We start from the raw sequence: 19,181 nt of genomic DNA, 5'->3' as shown, positions 1-19,181 counted from the left end.
ACTTTAAAGATTTATTGAACGATGCCGCGCTCGCGCAATGCGGCAATCTGCTGTGCATTCAACCCCATGCCGGACAGAACCGCATCGGTGTCATCCCCCAGGTGCGGCGCACTGCTGCGCACGGTGCCAGGCGTGCCGCTGAGCTTGGGCACAATGCCGGGGACCTCGAGCGTGTGGCCGTCGCGCGTTTGTTGCTGCAAGAGCATTTGGCGCGCGCGGTAATGCGGGTCCTCCGCAATGTCTTTGGCGGTGTAGACCTTGCCGGCGGGCACGCGGGCGGCGGCCAGTGCATCCATCACCTCGGCAATCTGGCGCTCGCTGGTCCAGGCACCAATGGCAGCGTCAATCTCTTGCACCCGTGCCACGCGGCCGGCGTTGCCGGCCAAATCGGGCGCCTGGCCCAGGTCGGAACGGCCGATGGTGTCCATCAGCCGTTTGAAGATGCTGTCGCCATTGCCTGCCACCAGCACCCAACCGTCTTGGCAAGGGTAAGCGTTGGATGGCGCAATGCCCGGCAGCGCGCTGCCAGCGGCCTCGCGCACCACGCCAAAGGCGCTGTATTCGGGGATCAGGCTTTCCATCACATTGAAGACGGCTTCGTGCAAAGCCACGTCGATCACCTGGCCCGCGCCTCCATTCACTTTGCGGTGGTAGAGCGCCATCATCACACCGATAACGCCATGCAGCGCTGCCAGCGTGTCGCCAATCGAGACGCCCACGCGCACCGGCACGCGGCCGGGCTCGGCGGTCAGGTGGCGCAGGCCGCCCATGGCCTCGCCAATCACGCCAAAGCCGGGCAGATCGCGGTACGGCCCTGTCTGGCCGTAGCCGGAGATGCGCAGCATCACCAGGCCCGGGTTGAGCGCATGCAACTCCTCGGGCGACATGCCCCAGGCTTCGAGCGTGCCGGGGCGAAAGTTCTCCACCAGCACATCGGCCTCGGCAATCAGGCGGCGTGCAATGTCTTGCGCCTCGGGCTGGCGCAAATCGAGCGCCACCGATTTTTTGTTGCGCGACTGCACCTGCCACCATACCGAGGTGCCGTCTTGCAGCAAACGCCAGTTGCGCAGCGGGTCGCCCGTGCCGGTGGCTTCGATCTTGACCACCTCGGCACCAAACTCCCCCAAAGTTTTGCCGCAAAACGGCCCGGCAATCAGCTGGCCCATCTCGACCACCTTGACGCCTTGCAAGGCCATCGGGCTGGGTTGGGCGGTGCTTGTCTCCATATTGCTTTCTCCTGCTTGCTTTATTCCATCTTCGATGGGGATATTGTGGCGCAGTGCAACTGGCGCAGTGCATCGGCGCTGCACTGTTCGAGACTGCTCTATCATCGCCGTCCTGATGACCGATACGCCAAGCCCCACAGCCCATCCGCGCCCAATCTGGGATATTTTTTGCCAAGTCATAGACAACTTTGGCGACATCGGTGTGTGCTGGCGCCTGGCTTGCAACCTGGCTGCGCGTGGTCAGCAAGTGCGGCTGCGCGTGGACGATGCCAGTGCGCTGCAGTGGATGGCGCCAGCGGGTGCCGAGCACATCAGCGTTCTGCCCTGGCCGCAGCAGCTCAGCCCGCAGGAACAAACACAATTGCAAAACGAGCCGCCCCAAGTGGTGGTGGAAGCGTTCGGCTGCTATCCGCCGGAGGCTTATATCGCAGCGCTGGCCCGGCAAGTGGGCACTGGCAAGCCGCCGGTCTGGATCAATCTGGAATACCTGTCGGCCGAAGACTATGTGGCGCGCATGCACCGCCTGCCCTCACCCATCAGCTTCGGGCCGGCTGCGGGCTGGACGCGCTGGTTCTTTTACCCCGGCTTCACGGCAAACACCGGCGGCCTGCTGCGCGAGACTGATTTGACAGAGCGCCAACAGCACTTTGACCGCCAGCACTGGCGTGCAGCGCGCCATGTGCAAGCCGAGCAAACGCTGGTTTCGCTGTTTTGCTACGAGCCGCCTGGCCTGGCCAGCTGGTGGGCCGCCTTGCAACAATCGCCATTGGCAACGCAAACCAGCGTGGCCGTTACGCCGGGCCGGGCAGAACGAGCCATGCAACAGCTGCCAGGCAACGGCGATCTGGTTCAGCGCATCCCGCTGACCGCCACCGACCAAGCTGGCTTTGACGAATTGCTGTGGGCCAGCGACCTGAACATGGTGCGCGGCGAAGATTCGCTGGTTCGCGCCCTGTGGGCTGGCCAGCCGCTGGTATGGCACATCTACCCGCAAGAAGACGATGCCCATCACGACAAGCTGCGCGCTTTTCTGGATTGGTTGCAAGCCCCCGACAGCTTGCGCCAGTGGCATGCGCTGTGGAACGGGGTGCCCGCCGCAGCGCTGGGCCTAAAAACCCAGTCTGCAACATGGCCGCTGCTCAGCCCTCGCTTGCTGCAGGAATGGCGTGCCTGCGTGCTGGCTGCCCGCTCGCAACTGCAAGCGCAGGCCAGTCTTGCCGATCAGCTGATAGCGTTTGCGGCCGAAAAAGGTTAGAATCTTAGTCTTTGCGCATATTTGCGGCCGTCCAAGTACCTCGGTATAAGCTGCGGCAAGCGAAGATGCGCACCACGCCGCGGAACTAGCTACGGCGCAGCACAGCCAGTCGACGAGACACTTGCCGCCCTTAGCAGTTTGAGCGGCTCCAACACAGGCAAACACTGTTATGAAAATCGCTCAAGAAATCCGCGCTGGCAACGTGATCATGTTCGGCAAAGACCCCATGATTGTTCTGAAGACCGAATACGCTCGTGGCGGCCGTGGTGCAGCTACCGTGCGCATGAAGCTCAAGAGCCTGATTGGCAACTTCGGCACGGAAAACGTGTTCAAGGCCGACGACAAGATCGACAACGTGATCCTGGACAAGAAGGATTGCACCTATTCGTACTTCGCCGACCCCATGTACGTGTGGATGGACGCCGACTACAACCAGTACGAAGTGGAAGCCGAAAACATGGCTGACGCCCTGAACTACCTGGAAGACGGCATGACCGCCGAAGTGGTGTTCTACGACGGCAAGGCCATTTCGGTCGAACTGCCCACCACCATCGTGCGCGAAATCACCTGGACCGAACCCGCCGTCAAGGGCGACACCTCGGGCAAGGTGCTCAAGCCTGCCAAGATCGCTACCGGTTTTGAAGTCTCCGTGCCTTTGTTCGTGGGCCAGGAAGACAAGATCGAAATCGACACCCGCACCGGCGAATACCGCAAGCGCGTGTAATGCCCCGCTGGCCCCACGGCCAGCAGCACGGCAGAAAAACCTCCCAGCCTTTGGCTTGGAGGTTTTTTTATGCCTGCCTGGCGGGCAAAGCACTCCCCGGCCCGGGCCTGACACACAGATCAGCGCTTGGCTGACAGGCGCGATACATATTTTTACCCATTTAAAATAAATCCGCGGTTTTGCCCCGGTAGAATCCGGCGCCAACCCTGCATTTCTCGATCGCCTGTCATGAGCCCAGATTCCGCCACCGCCGCACGTTTGACCATTTTTCAAGGACCGCACCGCATGCTACAGGCCGACCGCCTGAGCGTGCTGCGCTACCTGCAAAACCATGACGAACTGCATCCTGCCGGCAGCGGCCAGGCGCTGTGGGTGTTTGACGACAGCACCGGCCTGCGCCTGGACTTGAACTGGCGCGCCGAACTCGCCCAACTGGCACAACAAGCCGCCCAGCCCAGCCCGGCGCCCATTGCTGCAGCGGCCGCCTCCGACCGCCCCGCCCGCGCCGTGGGCCGGCCCAAACTGGGCGTGGTCTCGCGCGAAGTCACCTTGCTGCCGCGCCACTGGGAATGGCTCAACCACCAACCCGGCGGCGCCTCCGCAGCCTTGCGCCGGCTGATTGACGACGCCCGCAACGCGCATGCGGCCCAGGATGCGCAGCGCGCTGCCTCCGAGGCAACTTACCGCTTCATGCAAGAGATGGCGGGCGACCAGCCCGGCTTTGAAGAAGCCTGCCGCGCGCTGTTCGCCAAAAAGGAAGCAGCCTTCCAGCTGCAAACACAAACCTGGCCGGATGATGTGCAAGCCTACCTGCACCAGCTCAGCCGCCCGGTCTGGCCCAGCAAGGACTGAGCGCCACCAGCAAGCCAGCCCACACTGCTGCTGCAGCAACAAACACACAGTTGCCACCGGCCCGCTGCCGTTCGGCGGCGCAATGCTCCACCAAGCGCCTCCAGCTTCGCTTTAGCAGCCAAAATGGAGAAATCCATGTCTGCTCCCAACCCCGCCTCTTCGAGCCCTGCCGGCACACCGCCAGCAGCGGCCAGCCCAAGCACCACCACCCGCCGCTCGCCTGACGGGCTGGGTGCGCGCCGCCCACTGTGGCGCCTGTTCCTGGTCTTTCTGGGGCCGATGATTCTGTCGAACATCCTGCAGTCGCTCTCGGGCACGCTCAACACCATGTTCCTGGGCCAGATGATGGGCGTCAAAGCCCTGGCAGCGGTGGCCTCGTTCTTCCCGGTGATGTTTGTTTTCATCGCCTTCATCATTGGCCTGGGTGCCGGTGGCTCGGTGCTGATCGGCCAGGCCTGGGGTGCGGGCCAAATCCAAAAAGTGCGCGCCATTGCCGGCACTACCTTGCTGATGGGCCTGCTGTTTGGTGCCGTGGTGGCGCTGTTTGGCGGCCTGTTTACGCGCCCCATCATGCAGTTGCTGGGCACGCCGGCCGACATTCTGGAACAAGCCACCACTTACTCGCGTATCGTGCTGCTGGGCATGCCCGGGCTGTTCGTGTTTTTGCTGGCCACTTCGCTACTGCGCGGCGTGGGCGATACGCTGTCGCCCATGTGGTCGCTGATTCTGTCCACCGCCATCGGCCTGGTCAGCACGCCGGCGCTGATTGCCGGCTGGTGGGGCTTGCCGCAACTGGGCGTTACCAGCGCAGCGGTGTCGATGATTCTGGGCTTCTCGGTATCGCTGCTCTGGCTGGGCGTGCACCTGTACCGCCAAGGCAGCGTGCTGGCGCCCAACCGGGCTTTGCTCAAAGCCTTGCGCATAGACCGCGAGCTGCTCAAAGGCGTGTTGCATGTGGGCGTGCCCACGGGCGTGCTGATGATCGCCACCTCGCTGGCCGGCTTGGTGGTGATGGCGCTGGTCAACGGCTTTGGCTCCGATGCCACCGCCGCATTTGGCGCAGTCAACCAGATCAATTCCTTCGCGCAGTTTCCGCTGATCTCGGTGGCGATTACCTCGTCCATCCTGGCCGCCCAATCCATCGGCGCGGACGACAATGCCCGCCTGCCCGCCATAGCACGCACGGCCATGCTCTTTACCGTGCTGCTGGGCAGTGCCACAGCCTTGCTGGGCTCCATCTTTGCACGGCCCTTGCTGGGTATTTTCATCACCAACGCCGAAGTGCTGCACACGGCCGTAGAGCTGCTTTACATCGTGCTGTGGAGCGGCCTGCTGTTCGGCGCCTTTGCCTCGCTGTCGTCGCTGATGCGCGCCAGCGGCGATGTGGTGATGCCGACCGCCATCACCATTGGCGTGCTGGCCGTGCTGGAGCTGCCACTGGCCTGGCTGCTGAGCCAGCGCTTCGGGCTGGTCGGCATCTGGCTGGCGTTCCCGCTGTCTTACGGCATCACCCTGGGTTTGCAAGCCTGGTACTACCACGCAGTGTGGAAAAAGCGCCCCATCCGCAAGCTGGTCTGAGCAAGATTCGCGCACGGTGTGAGCATTTGTTAGCCCGTGGCGCTTTTGCCGCGCCCGGCGGTGACAGCGGGCACAAAAACTGAAATCATCGGCAGCTGCAACCGACTCACTGCACACCATGGCCGATCTCAGCAACTTCCGCATTCCCAGCAAAGGCAAGGTCAAGCTTGCCAACTACAACCCTGCCAGCACGCCGTTTGCGCATGGCAGCAGCAAAGACCAGGAAAAAGACCTGAAGACGCTGAACCAGCAGCTCGCCCAGCTCATCCAGCCCTTGCAGGCCGAGCGCCAGCGCTCCATCTTGCTAGTGCTGCAAGGCATGGACGCTGCCGGCAAAGACGGCACGGTGCGCGGCGTGTTCAAACACACCAGCCCAATGGGTGTGCGCCTGGCCACCTTCAAAACGCCCACCAAGGACGAGTTGGCGCACGACTATTTGTGGCGCTGCCATGCAGTGGTGCCTGCCAAAGGTGAGATCGGCGTGTGGAACCGCAGCCACTACGAAGACGTGCTGGTGCCCGGCGTCAATGGCTGGATCAACAAGCAAACGCTGCAGCAGCGCTACACGCAGATCAACGATTTTGAGCGCCTGTTGACCGAGAACGGCACCACCGTGCTCAAGTGCATGCTGCACATCAGCAAGGACGAGCAACGCCGCCGCTTGCAAGAGCGCATAGACGAACCCGAGAAACGCTGGAAATTCAGCCTCGGCGATCTCGATGTGCGCAAACAATGGGACGCTTACCAAAAAGCCTATGAAGACCTGCTGGAGGCCACCTCCACCGCGCATGCGCCCTGGTATGTGATCCCGGCGGACGACAAACTGCACCGCAACCTGATGATCAACACCTTGCTCAACCACACTTTGCTGGACATGAAGCCGCAGTACCCGGAGGATTTTCCAGAGCTCGTGGGTTTGAAGGTGGAGTGAGCTCGCGCTGCATTGCCAAATCCTCAAGAAAAAACTGCCAGCGCTGGCAACAGCGGCTGGCAGTTTTTTTGAGCGGAGCGCCTGGGCTTATACAGGCTGGCCCACCAGATCGTGGCCTTGGGTGCGCACGATGCGCACGCTGATCAGATCACCCACCTTGTAGGTCTTGCTGGCTTTTTCGGGCGGCAGAATGTGCACCACGCCATCAATCTCGGGCGCATCGGCGTAAGTGCGGCCCACGCCGCCTTTCTTGCCCATGCTCACCGCCTTGTCCACCAGCACCTTCATGACCTGGCCCACACGGCGTTGCAAGCGCTGGGTGGACACTTCCTCGGCCACTTCCATGAAGCGGGCGCGGCGGGCCTCGCGCACTTCCTCGGGCAGCATGCCGGGCAGCTCGTTGGCGGTAGCGCCTTCGACCGGGCTGTAGGCAAAGCAGCCAGCGCGGTCAATCTCGGCCTCACGGATGAAATCGAGCAGGTGCTCAAATTCTTCTTCGGTTTCGCCAGGGAAACCCGCGATAAAGGTGGAGCGGATCACCAGCTCAGGGCAAATCTTGCGCCATTCGCGGATGCGGTCCAGGTTTTTCTCGCCAGAGGCGGGGCGCTTCATGCGCTTCAAAACATCGGGGTGGCTGTGCTGCAGCGGCACATCGAGGTACGGCAAGATCTTGCCTTCAGCCATCAGCGGCAGAATATTGTCAACCGTCGGGTACGGGTAGACATAGTGCAGGCGCACCCAGGCACCGTGCTGCGCGGCCAGCTTGCCCAGCTCTTCGGTCAGCTCCAGCATGCGGGTTTTGACAGGCTTGCCGTCCCAGAAACCGGTGCGGTACTTCACATCCACGCCATAGGCGGACGTATCCTGGCTGATCACCAGCAGCTCTTTGACGCCGCCTTCAAACAGCGCCTTGGCTTCCTTGAGCACATCGCCAATCGGGCGCGAAACCAGATCGCCACGCATGCTGGGGATGATGCAGAAGGTGCAGCGGTGGTTGCAGCCTTCGGATATCTTCAAATACGCATAGTGCTTGGGCGTGAGCTTGATGCCGGCATCACCAAAGCTGCCCGGCACCAGATCGACAAACGGATCGTGCGGCTTGGGCAAGTGCGTGTGCACCGCATCCATCACCTCTTGCGTGGCATGCGGGCCGGTCACGGCCAGCACACTCGGGTGCACCTCAGCCACCATCGAGGAGCCGCCTTCCTTGCCCGCCTTGGCGCCCAGGCAACCGGTCACGATCACCTTGCCATTGGCCGCCAGCGCTTCGCCAATGGTGTCGAGGCTCTCCTTGACAGCATCGTCGATAAAACCGCAGGTGTTGACGATCACCAGATCCGCGCCCTCGAAAGTCTTCGAGGTCTGGTAGCCCTCGGCGCTGAGCTGCGTGAGGATCAACTCGCTGTCGGTCAGCGCCTTGGGGCACCCGAGCGAGACGAAGCCCACTTTCGGGGTCTTGGCCGTCTCGGGGGCAGAAATCGTGGAGGTCGTGGTGTCGGTCATAGGGGCGGTATTTTCGCAGTTTTGCCAAGCAGGCGACAGCGCTAGGGTTTGTCCGGGTGTTGGTACTGCCGCTGCGAGCGCTCAGCGCCCAAAACGAAACAGCTGCCAACGCTTGCAGCCAAGCGTTGGCAGCTATCAATTAGTGAGCGGCTGGTACTAGCCGCGCCGCATCAAGGCCGCTTCATGCCAAAAGCGGCCAGCATTTGCTCGGTCTGCTTTTGCATTTGCTCTTGCATCTGCTGGAAGAACTGCTGCGACTGCGCCTGGTAGTTGCCAGCGGCGGCCGACATATCGGGCATGCCTTGCATGGCGGGCATCTGCAGGCCCATGAAATTGCGCCACACATCGGGCGAAGCGCCCTTCATCTGCTCGGCAAAGCGCGACTGCATTTCGGTGAACAGCTGCACATTGCGCTCCAGGTACGAGCCCATGAAGCCTTGCATGGCATGGCCATAGAAGCGAATGATGTTGGCCAGCATGGCCTCGGTGAACATGGGCGCGCCGCCCGCTTCTTCTTCCAGAATGATCTGCAGCAGAATGCTGCGCGTCAGGTCTTCACCGGTCTTGGCATCCTTGACCACGATGGGCTCGCTTTGCATCACCAGGCCCTTGACCTCGGCGAGCGTGATGTAGGCCGAAGTTTGCGTATCGTACAGACGGCGGTTGGGGTATTTCTTGATGACGCGCTCGGAAGCGGCGGTGGTTCCTGGGGTGTTTTCCGACACGCGGATCTCCTATCTCTGGCCTGAAGTGTCTGCTTAGCGAAGGACGCGGATGCCTGCTGACGAGGCAACCAGTCGGCTTGATTGTAGTGAGCCGGGGACGCTATTGCGCCGCAGCATTTACCCTGATAGTGCGGCGCCGGCTGCCACCGCATTCCCCAAAAAACAGCAAATGCAACTTTTTCTTACAAGCACGCCACCGCAAACCAACAACCATGTTGCTACTCGGCGGCCATGAAAAGTTTGCGCATCATCAATACATGCTGAAATAGACAAAACAAATTAACCAATAGAGTTAGTTTATTTTCATCATTGTTAAATTATTTCATAAAATTTATGATACCGATATCAAATTTGCTATCAATACCGCGTATTCCCGCCTTTTCTCTTATAAATCCATTCACAAACAGCAGCAATTAGGCTTTGTATGCAAAGGCCAAGTCAGGCCAGAGTGGTTATACTCTTTTTAACAAAATCAAAGCCGTAGCTGGCATTGCCCGCGCTACCCACAAAAAAACGTGTCCATGGACGTCCATTATTTGCGCCGCCGCCAGCAGCCCGCCGCTGCTGTTGCCCCGGTACGCCTGGACGAATCCAGCACCGCCACCCCCCCTGGGCCGGGCTTGGCGCAACTGCAAATCTTGATCCAGCACATGCCCCAGCTGGCCTGGTTGCCAGGCAGCGCCACCGACACCGCCTATTGGAGCCAGTCTTGGCAAGACTGGGCTGGTGCCGACCAATTGCTGGCCGCAGGCCCTGACTGGACCTGCCAACTGCACCCCGACGATTCGCTCGTTATCCACACCTTGTGGCAACAGACCCGCAGCAGTGAGCAAAGTGAGCCGGCTTTTGCTTGCGATGTGCGCCTGCGCCACCACAGCGGCCAGTACCGCTGGTGCCGCGTGCAAGCGCGCAGCATGCGTGTCATGGACGAGGAGCAGCCCGTGTGGCTGCTGAGCGCAGTCGACATCCACGACCGGGTGGACCACGAGCACAGCCTGCAAGAGAGCATGCTGGCGCAAACACGCATGCTCGATGTCAGTGTGGATTGCATCAAGATCATCCGGCCCGACGGCTCGCTCTCCCACATGAACCGTTCAGGCTGCCTGGCGCTGGGCGTGGCACCCGATTCCGGCTTTGGCATGCAGTGGCTGAACCTGTTACCGCCCGAGATTCGTCAGCGTGGCAAACGTGCCCTGCGCTTGGCGGTGGGCGGCAAAAACGCACGCTTCGACGGCATGAGCGTGATTCCTGGTCAAAAGCCCCAATACTGGGACAACATTCTCACACCCATCAAAACGGCGGACGGCAGCACCAGCGGCATTCTCTGCGTCTCGCGCGACATTACCTTGCAGCGCTCGGCCGAGCTGCAGATGCGCGACGCCAGCGAGCTTGACGACCTGACCGGCCTGCCCAACCGACGCGCCTTCAAAGGCAAGGTCAAACAAATCATCAAGCATTCACGCGAAAACCATCTGCAGTTTGGCGTGATGCTGCTTGACCTGGACCATTTCAAGCACATCAATGACACGCTGGGCCATGTGGCAGGCGACCATTTGTTGCGCGTGCTCTCACGCCGCCTGGCCAGCCTGCTGCCGGCCAGCTCGGTACTGGCGCGCCTGGGTGGTGACGAGTTTGCGATTGCCATTCGCCATATCGCCGATGAGACCGATCTGCTGAACCTGGCTGAAATCGTGCGCCAGCAGATCAACGCCCCCATCACCTATGCCGGCAAACCGATCAATGGCGGCATGAGCATCGGCTGCGCCCTCTTCCCGCGCGATGCCCGCGACACCTCGGGCCTGCTCAAGTGCGCGGACACGGCCTTGAACGACATGAAAGCCACCGGCCGCGGCGGCGTGCGCATGTTCAGCTCCGAGATGCATGCGGCCGCCATGCGTGCCGCCTCGCAGGTCAACCAAGCACGCGAGATTGTGCGCGACCGCCTGGTCATTCCCTACTACCAGCCCAAGGTGAACATCGACAGCGGAAAGATCGTCGGCTTCGAAGCCCTGCTGCGCTGGCAGGCCGAAGACGGCAGCATCCAAAGCCCGTATACGGTGGCCGAGGCTTTCAAAGATTACGAACTGGCCACCCGCATCAGCGACGCCATGCAGACCAAGGTGTTTGCCGATATTGCGCGCTGGCTGGCGCAAGGCCTGACGGTGCGCCCGATCTCGATCAATGCGGCGCCGGTGGAGTTTTTGCGCGACGACTTTGCCGAGCGCATGCTCAGGCGTCTGCAGCATTTCCACATTCCCATGCACCTGGTCGAGCTGGAGATCACCGAATACATCCTCGGCGATCGTGGCTCGGAGCTCGTGGCACGTGCGCTGACCATGCTCAAACAAGCGGGGGTGCGCATTGCGCTGGACGACTTTGGCACCGGCCATTCGTCCTTCACCGATCTGCGCGACTACCCGGTCGATTGCCTGAAGATCGACAAAAGCTTTGTCCAGCGCATGACGCACGAGCGCGCCATCCTGGCCATCGTCAAAGCCATGTGCCAACTGGGCACCGACCTGTCACTGGACATCGTGGCAGAAGGCATAGAAACCCAGGAGCAGCGCGCCGTGCTGATGACGGCCGGCTGCCGCATTGGCCAAGGCTACTTATTTGGCCGCGCCATGCCCGAGCAGACCATAGCCAGCTTGCTCAGCCAGCCCGATCGCTGAGTCTGCCGTCCCAGGCTCACTGACAGCGGGCCTTGAGCGCCTCGAACTCCTGGCGGTTCTGGTTGCGGATGGGCAGCGGCAGCGCAATTGATTCGGCCTGCACTTGCAGCTTTTGCATTTCCTCGGGCGAGGGACAATCAGCCGGCCTTTCTACCTTGGCTTGCGACGCTGGTGCACTGGCGGCCGCGCTGGGCGCTGGCTTGCGTTGCGCGGGCCGCGGCGCACTGCCTTGGGTAGGCGTAATGCCTTTGCTGCTGGGAGTCAGGTCGACCTCTTTGGACGTTTGCTCAGGGGCACATGGCGCATCCTGAAAGCTGACTTTGCCATCCGGCCCCACACATTGGTTGATGGCCCAGGCACCGCCATGGGTCAGCAATGCACACAGCCCCCAAGCCAGTGCCCACTGTCGTTTGCTTGGCATAAGCCCTCCTCGTCACGCATCGATAACGGCATTATGCGCGAGGCCTGCCTCAGTGGCCCCAGCAGTCTTTGCTGCTCGTGCCCGACGCCAAATTGGTATTGCTTTGCTCTCCGTTGTAGCTGAGCCGGAAGGTGCCACAGCGGTCGTTGGCCTGTGCGCCGCCAGCCTTAGGCACGGCCTGCAAGGTATAGCTGGTGGTGCTATTGCCACTGACAAAGCTGATGGTATAGCGCTTGCTCGTATCGCTGCTCCAGGTCAGCGCTTGCGGCAATGCCGTGGGATAGTTACCGTTAGCGGTGGCTGCCCGCTCCAGCCACTGCGCGGCTTGCAGCAGGCCCGCTTGGGCGTCGGACCGGTGGCTGCGGAACACATATTCCTTGTAGGTGGGCAAGGCTATGGCCGTCAAAATAGCCAAGATGGCCACCACGATCATCACCTCGACGAGCGTGAAACCCCGGTTGGTTTGGCGTTTTACTGGCATGGGGAGCGCTCCGTCACTTGGGCTGGCGCCAGGTGGGGCGCAATGATTTTTCTGGGAAATCGGCGTTCAAGGTGTCATCAATCTGAATCTTGGCACTGCCGTCTGCTCCATCGATCTTGAGCATGCTTTGCGGACCGGCGCTCACACTCATGCGCGAGGCGCCCAAGTCGCCAGACAGGCTAAATACACCATCGTTGTTGGTGTCAAAAACCTGGATGCTGGGCCGCTTGCCATCCATGATGTTCAGCAAGGTCAGGTACTGGCGTGCCGCTGTCGGACTGCCCGATTCGCAGCTTTCCACCGTCACGTCAGCGCGCGAGCCACGTGCCGGCACCCGGCTGAACACGGCCAGCATATTGCTGCCGCTGTAAAAGTCCATGGGGTTCAGCAAGCGCTCGCCCAGCTCGGGTAAATCCAGGTACCAGCCCTGGTAGGTGTTCCAGTCCATGGTCCAGCTGGGTTCGCCCGCTGCAGGGGCTGGTGCATCTACCGTCCAGAAATCTCGCTTGTCGGCGGTACGGCTGTAGACCGCCGTGCTGCTGATGCGGTGCTGCACCAAGGGCCCCGGCCCATTGAGCGTGGTGCTGACAGCCCGGGGCAAATCAGCACTGGTTTTAACAACGCTGCTGCATTCCGAATCCGAGGTCGATGCGCACACTTGCACACGGTCTTTGTTGGAACCCACCAATTTGTAGCGGGTGTTGTCGAGCACAGAATAAATGCTCTGCACATTGTTGTCGTCCGGGTCGGTGGTGCTCACATTGCGGCCAGTGCCAAAGGCCACCATCAACCCGCCGACGCTGACAGTTTTTTGGACACCGGCCTCAGTCACCTTCTTGGTGCGCTCGTTGGAACGCACGGTGGGCGCGGCAGTGATGGGCTGAGCCAAGGTCCGCACCGAGGGCGAACCAGTTGTGCCGCCCTTGGCCGTGTACAGCGGCGTACCCGTCGTCGTCAGGTTGCTGGTGCTGGCTGCCTGTGTCCCCCACTGGGCAACACCCCATTGGGCCGAGTTGTCCGAGCTCAGCAGAAACTTCCACATATTGCCTTTGTTGTCGCCCGCGTAGGCCACATCAGGACGGCCATCACCGTTGATATCTACCAGGCGGGGCGCTGACAAACCGTTGTCCGTGATATTGGCACAGCTGCCGCCATTCAGCACATTGCTACTGCAATTGGCTTTGGTGGTGGCGCCGGTGGCCACCAGGCGCAAGGTTTCCTTGGCACCGTCCAGGTATTGGATCAACAACACCGGCCGGCCATTGGCGCTGTTGTAGCCATTGCCCAGCACCACCGCCCAGCGGTTGTTGTTGAGCTGCGTAATCTGTGTGGCTCGCAGCATATTGGTGTCGTCGCGCACCGGTTGCGCAGTGATGTGGCCCATGTCGGCATCGGTTTCGCAAGCTGTTTTCAGCGCTCCCGCCAGTGCTGCGCAATTGGCTTGGCCTTCGCTGGCGTGTAAGCTCTTGTCCATCACCACCACCTGGTTGGCTTTGCTTTCGGCAAAGCCGCTCGCCGGGTCGGTGACGTCCAGCACAAAATACCCCTTGCCACCCGCACCCAGGGTGCCCACCAGCAAGGTGCGCCAGTTGGCAGAGCCCGCCGAGCCCAGGTTCACATCGCCGGTCATCGGCGAGCCATCGACAAAATAGCGGTGGTTGTTGTCGTAGCCAAGGTCGCTCAAGCGGCTCAGGTTGGGGATGACGCCGCGCGGAACATAGGCGAATTTTTCGCTGCCATCGTCTGCGGCAAAGCCATGCAGCATGCCGTCGTTACCGCCCACATACAACATGGGCATGCGGTTGCTCTGGGCGCTGACAAAGCTCAAATAGCTGTTTTCAGCGTAGTTGCTGGAAGGCTTGCCCACATACCAGATCTCGGAATTGACAATGTCTCCCTGAACTGAGACGCGATTGCGCAAAGTGCCGCCATTGCTCTGCTCTTTGCTGCGGTCGCCCCGGATATAGCTGAGCCGCTCCTGCCCCTTGGCCACGGCCTCCACACTTCCCGTCGTATTGGTTTGCAAGGCAGCTTTTTGCGCGGTGCTCAGATTGATTTCGTCGGCGGCCCAGCGGAAAGGCACTCCGCGTTTGACGGTATCGCCCCAGGTCAGAATTGCCCGCGAGTTGGAGCCTCGCGCATCCAACAATGTCGACGTTCCCCGCCCATTCCAGACCGCGTTCTGCTGGCCATTGCTACTCACCTGGTAAGCTTTGACCGAGCCCAGCCAGCCGTCTTTGGGCTCGTAGCTGGCGGTAAAAACCCCCACTGCATTTTGCGTGGAATTGGCACCGCTGACCGCGCCAGTGCTGAGGCTGGGCTCGGTCTGGGTGTTGATCTGGCCAATGATGTCGCGGAAGGCTTTTTCCAGATCCTGCCCGGTCATCACCGAATAAAAGCGCCCGCGGCCGTTGAGCGCTGCGTGCCACAGATCCAGGGCACGGACTTTCTCATTGTTCATCACAGGCCAGGTTTTATGGCCCGTCACCAGATCCTGGAAACTGCCGTCATAGCCAAATGGCACTTTTTCTGTGGGCGCGATGATGCTGGGTGCAGAGGGCCAGGTCGTTGCATCGTTGCTGATACCGATGGTGTAGGTCACCATGTGCGGCCAGGTGGCCGGGTTGTATTTGGGGTTCCAGTAGCGCTGCAAAATTGCGTCTCGATTCACGCTGTCTTTGCCAAAATTCTCGCTGGCTGGCGCCCCGACGTATGCGGCATCTGGCTGCATTTCCCCCGTCAGCCCGGACGACTGCAAACGGGTAGACCAGCTGTAAAAAGCCCAATCCGCCAAGGTATCAGCGTAGCTATCGCTGTAGAGCCGGTTCCTGGCCTGGTCTGCTGCATTGGTGCTGCCGTACGCCGTGCCGTCCGGCAAAACAAAGTTCACCTTGTTGTTATCGCGCGATCCACCAGATACGGCACCGTTCCAGCGCCCGTCGGTAAACACAATGTGGTAGTTGCGCCGACATGCCAGATAGGGCGTGCTCTGTTTGCCCGGAATCGAAGCCCAAGGACTGTTGACGCTGAGCGAGCGGCGCATGTACTCATCGGCTTGCTTGAGCATCAGGTGCGTGGGAGTACCACCGTTTGGCCGGATATTTTTGACGAACTTCAAAAAATTGGCGCGGTGTGTACTGTCCAGCGGACGCATGGAATTCTCTTGCATGCTCGCACTGTTGACATTCTTGGCGCCCGCCGAGCCCGCATTGTTGTGCATGGCCTGCCAAGCCAAGCGGATCTTGTTGTCGGGCAACAGCGTGGTATCACTGAACACCTGGTCAAGCGCATATTTGAGAATGTTTACCCGTGCTGCCCGGTTGTTCCACACACCGTTTGCTCCGGGTTCGGTGATATTTTGCTGACCTTGGCTGGTGTTCGTGATCTGGAAGTTCATGCTGCCCGAATCGTCGATCGAGACAATCACATTGGGCGCCACATAGGGCACCACCGTCCCCGGCGGAGCAGTGGCCAGATCCAGCGACCATGCGGCTCGTGGCACCAGTGCAGCGCAGGCGGCCAGGGCTATCCAGGTTTTGCGGTAGCCAAGTGGCAAAGTGGTGGGCATGGTGGTTTCCTCTCTACTCTATGCTTAGGGTTTTGAGCCAACGCTCTGCACAGTGCTCAGGCAACGGGCCTGATGCAACTGCGCGCTGGCATGCTCAGAGACCTTGGCTCAGTCTTTTTCCATGGGACGGGCATAGCTCTCTTCCAGCACCACCAACGTGCCCGGCTTGCGCCCATAGGCGATGGCGGTGATACGGAACACCGCATGCGGCGCCAAGCCTGTCAGCTCCAGTTGATTGCTGGCCGCATTGGTGATCAGGCCCGCTTTGCTATCCACATAGGGCAGAACTTCAACCCAGTACCAGCCCCCTGTCGTAGCTGCACTGCGGTCTTGCAAAATGGGGTTGGCGGGCGAACTGGTATCACCGATTTGTGCGCCGGTGTACTGGCCGTAACGTGCGCCAATGCCATTGGCTGCCAATTCGCTCAAGCGCTTTTCGCCCGTTTGCATGCTGCTGGGCACGGTGGCTGTGGTGTTCCAGAAATCCTGACGCCCGACACGCTTGGCACACAGGCCATCCACGCAACGCGCAGGTTTGCTGCTGAGCATGGCCAAAAATGCCGGCAGATCTGCGGTTTCAACCGGGATCTTGGTGGTGGTACCACGGCGGCATACATCGTTGCTTGCGCCGCTGGGCAGCGCCAGCGCGCAGGCTTTGCCGTCAGCCCGCTTGCCACGAATATCCATTTCCGCATCCAGTACCAAGGCCTGAGCTGCCTCGTAGGCACGCTGGTAATCCACGTCGTTGCCCACGACCAATTCGCTGTACATGGCGGTGCGCGAAGCCCACAAGGCCAGCAACATGGACAGCAGCACAAACACCACCACCACGATCAAGGTGATGCCTTTTTGCCGCGCCGAGCGACACGAACCCATGACAAGGTGCGACTTCTGGCTCATAGCACCCCCTGGCTGCGCAATTGGTAGGTATTGCGAAACACCATGTGCATGCGCTTGGTGCGCGGCGCGGGCAAGGAGGTCATGTTGATCTCGCTGCCATCACAATCCAGGTAGGTACTGCTGCCTACACCGGTTGCTGGCGTTGTAGGCATGTCTATCACTTCATTGCCATACAGCACCAGACAAACCTCCACCCCGGTGATGCGGGACCAATCAGCCTGGGCCGCACTAGCATCAACGTACTGAATCTTGGGGCTGCCGGTGTTTTGCCCGCTGACTTGCAGATAGCGCAGCTGAAAATTGGCCACGTTCCCGGCGATAGGTTGCGTGGTGGCGTTGCCGGTGCAGCGCAAATCGCTGCCGCTGGTGGCAAATACATTGACAAATTTTTGGTCGCTGGCGGAAACAGCAGGCCCCCCCAAACAGTTGCGGGCCAATGTCTGCGCCGTGCTATGGGTAAACACCGCTTCCTTGAAGCGACGGTAGCCCACGGTCAACTGGCTATCGGTGCCAGACAAGCTGTCGGTTTTCGGCGTATAGCTGTTTCCCCCGCCGTCAGCTGCGGCTGTGGTTTCAAATGCTACTGGCGTGGTGGCTACGCTCTGGCTGCTGGAGGCGCCCGGCTGCTGCAAATTGAGGTACAGGCTGCCAGCGGGGCGCACCTGCTGGCCGATGACACGGAAGATATAGCTCGCCTGCTGCTGCAGCAAGCTGACATCGCTGACCGTGCCGGACAAACTGCGCGACGCGATCAGGCCCACCATGGCCACCGCGATCACCACCAGACCGATGGCCATGCCCACCATCAGCTCCAACAAGCTGATGCCGCGCTGGCGCATGCCCATCCGTAACGCGATCACGGGGGGAGAACTGCTTGTTCGGGTGTTTATCTTCATCTCAACTCCCGGGGCAGTAATACTGCGGGCCACCTGTGCCCAAATAAGTGGCGCAGCGTGCACGCACCGGCAGGTATTGCAAGTGGCAGGTGTATTGCGGACCACTGGCACTGCTGTTGCACTGGACTGCTGAGCCACTGAGGTTTGTGACTGTGCGTGCACCCGCGCTGTTCACATCAATTTGCTTGGTCAGATCGATTTCTTCCTTGTACTGTGCCGAATCAGAGGCATCGGCAATATGGCGCTCGTTTTCGCGCCAGCGAATCATCACGCCCAGTTGCCGCCGGTTGGCTGCGACCGTTTCGCCCGGGGCCACAAACACGTTCACATCCCCGCCGGGCAAGCTGCTCTCCACCAACCGTTTCCACTCCCGAATGTCGTACTTGGCCAACTCTGCTGCCGTGCAAGTGCTGCTGTGGCACAGCTTGCTGGCCCGAGGCGTGCGCGGCGGGTTACCGACTGCCGTTCCCCAGCCAATGACGTAGTCATCCATGTTGTCCTGCGCATTGGGGTTGACTGTCATGCGCTCGCTCAGATCGTCGATCAGGCGGATGGCTTGGGTACGCCGCACACTGTTTTGCGTATCGTTCAGGGTGCGCAATTGCACACCCACAATCCCCAACAAGCCGGCAGCCGCTATCACAATGGCGATCAATGACTCCAGCAAAGTGATTCCGCGTTGCGCAGCACTGGAAGAGAACAAAAACTTCATGGTTTCTCTGCTCCGCACTCAAGAACAAGAGGCGCTGTCGGTGGAACGCAATCGCCCGCCCGAGCTCATGCACAATCCACGGTTCGATGCATCGCTGCTACTGGTACCCTCGGTGAAAGCACTGAATCCGAACGAGGCGTTGGGCATGCCCCAGCGGTCAAAAATAATGGCGCCGCTCGCAGCGCTTCTCTGCACTTCGGTTTTGCTGGCAATGGCAAACTGGCGCAGAACCGGATCGTTGTTGCCGCAGGCGTTATCGCTATTGGTATCGACACAAACCAGCCAACCACAGCCCCATTGGTTGGTAGCCGATGCCAAACTGCAGACGCCATCGGTATTGGGCAACTTTTGCAGCACCACAGCACCACCGCGCTTGATAGCCTCCGAGCGCGCAAAGTAGATGGCCGCTTGCAATGCCTCGACCGACTGCCGCACACGCCAACGCCCGATCATTCCGCTGAAGTTGGGTGCCGCCACCGCCGCCAATATGGCAACGATGGCAACAACGACCATCAGCTCCACGGCGGTAAAGCCACGGGCTGAATTTCTGATAAATCTAGGTATGCTGTTTTGGTGCTGCATATGCGCCTTAACAAACAGCGGTGCTCCATGCATCGGTTACGTACGCCGGGCAGCGAAAAAGGAATTCACTCATGGAAAAAAACGAGAGAACAAAAGCCGCGCTATAAAAAGAAAAATTCAACAGCAAGCACTCACACTGCTTATTGCTTGATTAG

The 19,181-nt window shown here is 60.5% G+C and carries 16 protein-coding genes; 6 read left to right on the top strand and 10 right to left on the bottom strand.

Annotated elements, in window-relative coordinates:
- Positions 1–11 precede the first annotated feature (11 nt).
- On the bottom strand, positions 12–1,226 hold the full coding sequence (locus ACFIQF_RS12845; RefSeq protein WP_393943355.1) for a CaiB/BaiF CoA transferase family protein: 1,215 nt from the start codon (positions 1,224–1,226) through the stop codon (positions 12–14).
- A gap of 115 nt (positions 1,227–1,341) precedes the next feature.
- Between ACFIQF_RS12845 and earP the strand changes: the two genes are divergently transcribed.
- The 5 genes from earP to ACFIQF_RS12820 all read left to right on the top strand — a co-directional run bounded on the left by earP (position 1,342) and on the right by ACFIQF_RS12820 (position 6,566).
- Positions 1,342–2,481 (top strand): elongation factor P maturation arginine rhamnosyltransferase EarP, encoded by a 1,140-nt coding sequence (gene earP, locus ACFIQF_RS12840; protein WP_393943354.1) that lies wholly within the window; start codon positions 1,342–1,344, stop codon positions 2,479–2,481.
- A gap of 169 nt (positions 2,482–2,650) precedes the next feature.
- The gene (gene efp, locus ACFIQF_RS12835) at positions 2,651–3,205 is read left to right on the top strand and encodes an elongation factor P (RefSeq protein ID WP_393943353.1); all 555 of its coding nucleotides are present in this window, start codon (positions 2,651–2,653) and stop codon (positions 3,203–3,205) included.
- A gap of 228 nt (positions 3,206–3,433) precedes the next feature.
- Positions 3,434–4,057: a DUF2239 family protein gene (locus tag ACFIQF_RS12830; RefSeq protein WP_393943352.1), complete on the top strand. Its 624-nt coding sequence runs from the start codon at positions 3,434–3,436 to the stop codon at positions 4,055–4,057.
- A gap of 135 nt (positions 4,058–4,192) precedes the next feature.
- Entirely contained in the window at positions 4,193–5,635 is a 1,443-nt protein-coding gene (locus tag ACFIQF_RS12825; RefSeq protein ID WP_393943350.1) for an MATE family efflux transporter, read from the top strand.
- Positions 5,636–5,744: 109 nt separating this feature from the next.
- Positions 5,745–6,566 carry a PPK2 family polyphosphate kinase gene (locus ACFIQF_RS12820; protein WP_393943415.1) on the top strand — a complete coding sequence of 274 codons (822 nt, stop codon included), beginning with the start codon at positions 5,745–5,747 and terminating at the stop codon, positions 6,564–6,566.
- Between the two features lie 87 nt (positions 6,567–6,653).
- Here the strand turns inward: ACFIQF_RS12820 and rimO are convergent, their stop codons facing one another.
- Together rimO and phaR are read right to left on the bottom strand one after the other, a co-directional pair.
- The gene (gene rimO / locus ACFIQF_RS12815; protein ID WP_393943348.1) at positions 6,654–8,069 is read right to left on the bottom strand and encodes a 30S ribosomal protein S12 methylthiotransferase RimO; all 1,416 of its coding nucleotides are present in this window, start codon (positions 8,067–8,069) and stop codon (positions 6,654–6,656) included.
- A 170-nt stretch (positions 8,070–8,239) separates the two neighbouring features.
- On the bottom strand, positions 8,240–8,794 hold the full coding sequence (gene phaR, locus ACFIQF_RS12810; RefSeq protein ID WP_393943347.1) for a polyhydroxyalkanoate synthesis repressor PhaR: 555 nt from the start codon (positions 8,792–8,794) through the stop codon (positions 8,240–8,242).
- 521 nt (positions 8,795–9,315) lie between these two features.
- On the opposite strand from phaR, the gene ACFIQF_RS12805 reads away from it, so the two are divergent.
- The gene (locus tag ACFIQF_RS12805) at positions 9,316–11,466 is read left to right on the top strand and encodes a putative bifunctional diguanylate cyclase/phosphodiesterase (RefSeq protein WP_393943345.1); all 2,151 of its coding nucleotides are present in this window, start codon (positions 9,316–9,318) and stop codon (positions 11,464–11,466) included.
- A 16-nt stretch (positions 11,467–11,482) separates the two neighbouring features.
- Here ACFIQF_RS12805 and ACFIQF_RS12800 read toward each other — a convergent pair whose 3' ends face one another.
- The 7 genes from ACFIQF_RS12800 to ACFIQF_RS12770 form a co-directional block, all read right to left on the bottom strand.
- Positions 11,483–11,887 (bottom strand): DUF4124 domain-containing protein, encoded by a 405-nt coding sequence (locus ACFIQF_RS12800; RefSeq protein ID WP_393943344.1) that lies wholly within the window; start codon positions 11,885–11,887, stop codon positions 11,483–11,485.
- 49 nt (positions 11,888–11,936) lie between these two features.
- Positions 11,937–12,368: a type IV pilin protein gene (locus tag ACFIQF_RS12795; RefSeq protein ID WP_393943342.1), complete on the bottom strand. Its 432-nt coding sequence runs from the start codon at positions 12,366–12,368 to the stop codon at positions 11,937–11,939.
- A 13-nt stretch (positions 12,369–12,381) separates the two neighbouring features.
- Positions 12,382–15,936: a pilus assembly protein gene (locus ACFIQF_RS12790; RefSeq protein ID WP_393943340.1), complete on the bottom strand. Its 3,555-nt coding sequence runs from the start codon at positions 15,934–15,936 to the stop codon at positions 12,382–12,384.
- Between the two features lie 108 nt (positions 15,937–16,044).
- Positions 16,045–16,836, bottom strand: a complete 792-nt coding sequence (locus ACFIQF_RS12785) for a pilus assembly PilX family protein (RefSeq protein ID WP_393943339.1) — start codon at positions 16,834–16,836, stop codon at positions 16,045–16,047.
- Positions 16,833–17,696 carry a PilW family protein gene (locus tag ACFIQF_RS12780; protein ID WP_393943337.1) on the bottom strand — a complete coding sequence of 288 codons (864 nt, stop codon included), beginning with the start codon at positions 17,694–17,696 and terminating at the stop codon, positions 16,833–16,835. Before ACFIQF_RS12780 ends, ACFIQF_RS12785 begins: the two co-directional genes overlap by 4 nt.
- A gap of 37 nt (positions 17,697–17,733) precedes the next feature.
- Positions 17,734–18,444 carry a type IV pilus modification protein PilV gene (gene pilV / locus ACFIQF_RS12775; protein WP_393943335.1) on the bottom strand — a complete coding sequence of 237 codons (711 nt, stop codon included), beginning with the start codon at positions 18,442–18,444 and terminating at the stop codon, positions 17,734–17,736.
- Between the two features lie 18 nt (positions 18,445–18,462).
- Positions 18,463–19,026, bottom strand: coding sequence for a GspH/FimT family pseudopilin (locus tag ACFIQF_RS12770; protein WP_393943334.1), 564 nt, complete (start codon positions 19,024–19,026; stop codon positions 18,463–18,465).
- Positions 19,027–19,181: the final 155 nt, after the last annotated feature.

It is taken from the genome of Comamonas trifloxystrobinivorans, from assembly GCF_043359985.1.
Taxonomy (GTDB): domain Bacteria; phylum Pseudomonadota; class Gammaproteobacteria; order Burkholderiales; family Burkholderiaceae_C; genus Comamonas; species Comamonas trifloxystrobinivorans.
This window is presented reverse-complemented; position numbering and strand designations above follow the sequence as displayed.

Coding starts and splice junctions, on each gene's coding strand:
- ACFIQF_RS12845 (WP_393943355.1), bottom strand. CDS start 1,226: ATGGAGACAAGCACCGCCCAACCCAGCCCGATGGCCTTGCAAGGCGTC.
- earP (WP_393943354.1), top strand. CDS start 1,342: ATGACCGATACGCCAAGCCCCACAGCCCATCCGCGCCCAATCTGGGAT.
- efp (WP_393943353.1), top strand. CDS start 2,651: ATGAAAATCGCTCAAGAAATCCGCGCTGGCAACGTGATCATGTTCGGC.
- ACFIQF_RS12830 (WP_393943352.1), top strand. CDS start 3,434: ATGAGCCCAGATTCCGCCACCGCCGCACGTTTGACCATTTTTCAAGGA.
- ACFIQF_RS12825 (WP_393943350.1), top strand. CDS start 4,193: ATGTCTGCTCCCAACCCCGCCTCTTCGAGCCCTGCCGGCACACCGCCA.
- rimO (WP_393943348.1), bottom strand. CDS start 8,069: ATGACCGACACCACGACCTCCACGATTTCTGCCCCCGAGACGGCCAAG.
- ACFIQF_RS12805 (WP_393943345.1), top strand. CDS start 9,316: ATGGACGTCCATTATTTGCGCCGCCGCCAGCAGCCCGCCGCTGCTGTT.
- ACFIQF_RS12800 (WP_393943344.1), bottom strand. CDS start 11,887: ATGCCAAGCAAACGACAGTGGGCACTGGCTTGGGGGCTGTGTGCATTG.
- ACFIQF_RS12795 (WP_393943342.1), bottom strand. CDS start 12,368: ATGCCAGTAAAACGCCAAACCAACCGGGGTTTCACGCTCGTCGAGGTG.
- ACFIQF_RS12790 (WP_393943340.1), bottom strand. CDS start 15,936: ATGCCCACCACTTTGCCACTTGGCTACCGCAAAACCTGGATAGCCCTG.
- ACFIQF_RS12785 (WP_393943339.1), bottom strand. CDS start 16,836: ATGAGCCAGAAGTCGCACCTTGTCATGGGTTCGTGTCGCTCGGCGCGG.
- pilV (WP_393943335.1), bottom strand. CDS start 18,444: ATGAAGTTTTTGTTCTCTTCCAGTGCTGCGCAACGCGGAATCACTTTG.
- ACFIQF_RS12770 (WP_393943334.1), bottom strand. CDS start 19,026: ATGCAGCACCAAAACAGCATACCTAGATTTATCAGAAATTCAGCCCGT.